The 3,520-nt window shown below is 75.9% G+C and carries 3 protein-coding genes; 1 reads left to right on the forward strand and 2 read right to left on the reverse strand.

Annotation, left to right across the window (positions count from 1 at the left end; translation table 11 throughout):
* Positions 1–13: 13 nt before the first annotated feature.
* The gene (locus IE330_RS38125; protein WP_190140764.1) at positions 14–673 is read right to left on the reverse strand and encodes a DUF3000 domain-containing protein; all 660 of its coding nucleotides are present in this window, start codon (positions 671–673) and stop codon (positions 14–16) included.
* A 157-nt stretch (positions 674–830) separates the two neighbouring features.
* Here IE330_RS38125 and hemE point away from each other — a divergent pair, with 157 nt between their 5' ends.
* Positions 831–1,898, forward strand: coding sequence for a uroporphyrinogen decarboxylase (hemE, locus tag IE330_RS38130; RefSeq protein WP_190140765.1), 1,068 nt, complete (start codon positions 831–833; stop codon positions 1,896–1,898).
* A gap of 155 nt (positions 1,899–2,053) precedes the next feature.
* Here hemE and IE330_RS38135 read toward each other — a convergent pair whose 3' ends face one another.
* Entirely contained in the window at positions 2,054–3,433 is a 1,380-nt protein-coding gene (locus IE330_RS38135; protein ID WP_190140766.1) for an FAD-dependent oxidoreductase, read from the reverse strand.
* Positions 3,434–3,520 lie beyond the last annotated feature (87 nt).

The following is a 3,520-nucleotide window of genomic DNA, read 5'->3' on the forward strand; positions in this document are numbered from 1 at the left end:
CCCCCGCCCGGGCTCAGTCCGCGCGCGGCCCCCTGCGCTGCGGCAGCGTCACCACCGAGCCGTCCGCGGGCCCGGCGGGCGGCAGCCCCGCGACCTGGCCCAGCAGGTCGCACCACGCCGCGAGGTGCGCCCCCGCGTCCGGGGCGCCCCCCACGCCCTCGCGCGGCGTCCACGAGGCGCGGATCTCGATCTGCGAGGCGGGCGGCCGCTCGGCGAGCCCGCCGAAGTAGTGCGACCCGGCCCGGGTGACCGTCCCGCTCGGCTCCCCGCACGCCAGGCCCCGCGCCTGGAGCGCCCCGGTCAGCCAGGACCAGCACACCTCGGGGAGCAGGGGATCGGCCGCCATCTCCGGCTCCAGTTCCGCCCGTACCAGCGTCACCAGCCGGAAGGTGCCCTTCCAGGCGTCGTGCCCCGCGGGGTCGTGCAGCAGGACGAGCCGCCCGTCGGCCAGGTCCTCGCCGTCGTCGACGACGGCCGCCTCCAGGGCGTACGCGTACGGGGCGAGCCGCCGTGGCGGGCGCGTCGGGTCGATTTCGATCTGCGGCCGCAGCCGTGCCCCCCGCAGCGCCTCGACCGCGGCGCGAAAGGGCAGCGGTGCCGTGTCCGCCACCACCTCCTGCCCGTCGTCCATCTCGCCAGCGCCGTCCGACCGTTGTCCCTGAGCCGCAGCCATGCGGGGAAGGTTAAGGGGAACGGCGGCTTCGCGCAGGCACCCGGCGGCTGCGCGGCGGGGTGTCCCGCGCCCGCACGGGCCCGGCGCGGGCCGGTGTGCCCGCCGCGAAGGCGGGAGGGCTGCTCGTTCCCCGGACGCGCCGTGCGAGACTTTCCGGGTGAGTGTCAATGACGAGGCCACCGGCCAGCAGCCCGCAGCTCCGTACGACTCCGCCTTCCTGAAGGCGTGCCGGCGCGAGCCGGTGCCGCACACGCCCGTGTGGTTCATGCGGCAGGCCGGGCGCTCGCTGCCGGAGTACCGCAAGGTCCGTGAGGGCACGGCCATGCTGGAGTCCTGCATGCGGCCGGACCTGGTCACGGAGATCACGCTCCAGCCGGTGCGCCGCCACGGCGTGGACGCGGCCATCTACTTCAGCGACATCGTCGTACCGCTGAAGGCCATCGGCGTCGACCTCGACATCAAGCCGGGCGTCGGCCCCGTCGTCGAGCGGCCCATCCGCTCGCGCGCCGACCTGGCCCGCCTGCGCGACCTCACCCCGGACGACGTCGCGTACGTCACCGAGGCCATCGGCATGCTCACCGGCGAGCTGGGCGCGACGCCGCTGATCGGATTCGCCGGCGCCCCGTTCACCCTCGCGAGCTACCTCGTCGAGGGCGGGCCGAGCCGCAACCACGAGCACACCAAGGCGCTCATGTACGGCGACCCGGAGCTCTGGGCCGACCTGCTCGACCGGCTCGCGGAGATCACCGCCGCGTTCCTGAAGGTGCAGATCGAGGCGGGCGCCTCGGCCGTCCAGCTCTTCGACTCCTGGGTGGGCGCCCTCGCGCCCGCCGACTACCGGCGCTCGGTGCTGCCCGCGTCGCGGAAGGTCTTCGACGCCGTGGCGTCGTACGGCGTGCCGCGCATCCACTTCGGCGTCGGCACCGGCGAGCTGCTCGGGATCCTCGGCGAGGCCGGGGCCGACGTGGTCGGCGTCGACTGGCGGGTGCCGCTCGACGAGGCGGCCCGGCGCGTGGGCCCCGGCAAGGCCCTCCAGGGCAACCTGGACCCGGCCGTGCTGTTCGCCCCGCGTGAGGCCGTCGAGGCGAAGACCGACGAGGTCCTCGCGGCGGCCGCCGGGCTCGACGGCCACGTCTTCAACCTCGGCCACGGCGTCCTGCCGACCACGGACCCGGACGCGCTGACCCGGCTCGTGGAGTACGTGCACACGCGCACGGCTGTCTGACCCGGTCCCGTCGCCGTCTGGCCCGGCCCCGTCCCGGCCGCCGCACCTGTCCCCGGCCGCCGCGCCCGTCCGGGCCGTCGCGCCCGTCCCGCTCGCCGCACCCGTCCCGGCCCCCGCACCCGTCCCGGCCCCCGCGGCCGGGACGGGCTCTCCGCTCAGGCCGCGCGTACCGCGGCCGTCGCCTTGCGGGCCGCCACCAGGACCGGGTCCCACACCGGGGAGTACGGGGGCGCGTAGCCGAGGTCGAGCGCTGTCATCTGCTCGACCGTCATCCCCGCCGTCAGGGCCACCGCCGCCACGTCGACGCGCTTGCCGGCTCCCTCGCGGCCCACGATCTGCGTACCGAGCAGCCGTCCGGTACGCCGCTCCGCGAGCATCTTCACCGTCATCGGCGCCGCCCCGGGGTAGTACCCGGCGCGGCTCGTCGACTCGATCGTCACCGTCACGTACTGCAGGCCCGCCGCCCGCGCGTCCTTCTCCCGCAGCCCGGTGCGCGCGATCTCCAGGTCGCACACCTTGCTCACGGCCGTGCCGACGACGCCGGGGAACGTCGCGTAGCCGCCGCCCACGTTGGCGCCGATGACCTGCCCGTGCTTGTTGGCGTGCGTGCCGAGGGCGATGTGCCGCTCCCGGCCCCAGACCAGGTCGAGCACCTCCACGCAGTCGCCGCCCGCCCAGATCGCGCCGTCCGCGACGGGACCCCGTACCCGCATCGACAGGTCCGTGAGCAGCCCCCCGTGCTCGCCGACGGGCAGCCCGGCGGCGCGGGCCAGCTCCGTCTCCGGCTCCACGCCGATGCCCAGCACCACCACGTCCGCCGGGAACTCGGCGTCCTTCGTGGCCACCGCCCGGGCCCTGCCGTCGTCGCCGGTGAGGACCGCGGTGACCTCGGTGTCGTTCACCATCGTGACGCCCATGCCGGACATCGCCGCGTCGACCAGGCGCCCCATGTCCGGGTCGAGGGTGGACATCGGTTGCTCGCCGCGGTTGACGACCGTGACCTCGTAGCCCCGGCGCAGCAGCGCCTCGGCCATCTCCAGGCCGATGTACCCGGCCCCGACCACCACCGCACGGCGCCCCTCGGTGGCCTCCAGGGTGTCGAGCAGGGCCTGGCCGTCGCCGAGGTTCTGCACCCCGTGCACGCCGGGCGCGTCGATGCCGGGCAGCGGCGGCCGCAGCGGGCGCGCGCCGGTGGCGATGACGAGCTTGTCGTACGCCGTCCACCCCTCGGCGCCCGAGTCGAGGTCGCGGGCGCGCACCCGCCGCCCGGCCGGGTCGATCTCCGTGACCTCCGTCCGCATCCGCAGGTCGATGTCCCGCGCCCGGTGTTCCTCCGGCGTCCGCGCGATCAGGTCGTCGCGCTCGGGGACCGCGCCGCTGACCCAGTACGGGATGCCGCAGGCCGAGTACGAGGTGAAGGAGCCGCGCTCGAACGCGACGATCTCCAGCTCCGCGGGCTTCTTGAGCCTGCGTGCCTGTGACGCCGCGGACATGCCCGCCGCGTCGCCGCCGATGACCACCAGTCTCTCGCTCATGCGCCCACGCTACGTGGCCGGTCGGAGGGGGTGCCGCGCGGTCCCGCCGGGGCGCCCGCGGGACCGCGCGCCCCCGCTCCGGGGCGC

It is taken from the genome of Streptomyces longispororuber (assembly GCF_014656095.1).
GTDB lineage: Bacteria > Actinomycetota > Actinomycetes > Streptomycetales > Streptomycetaceae > Streptomyces > Streptomyces longispororuber.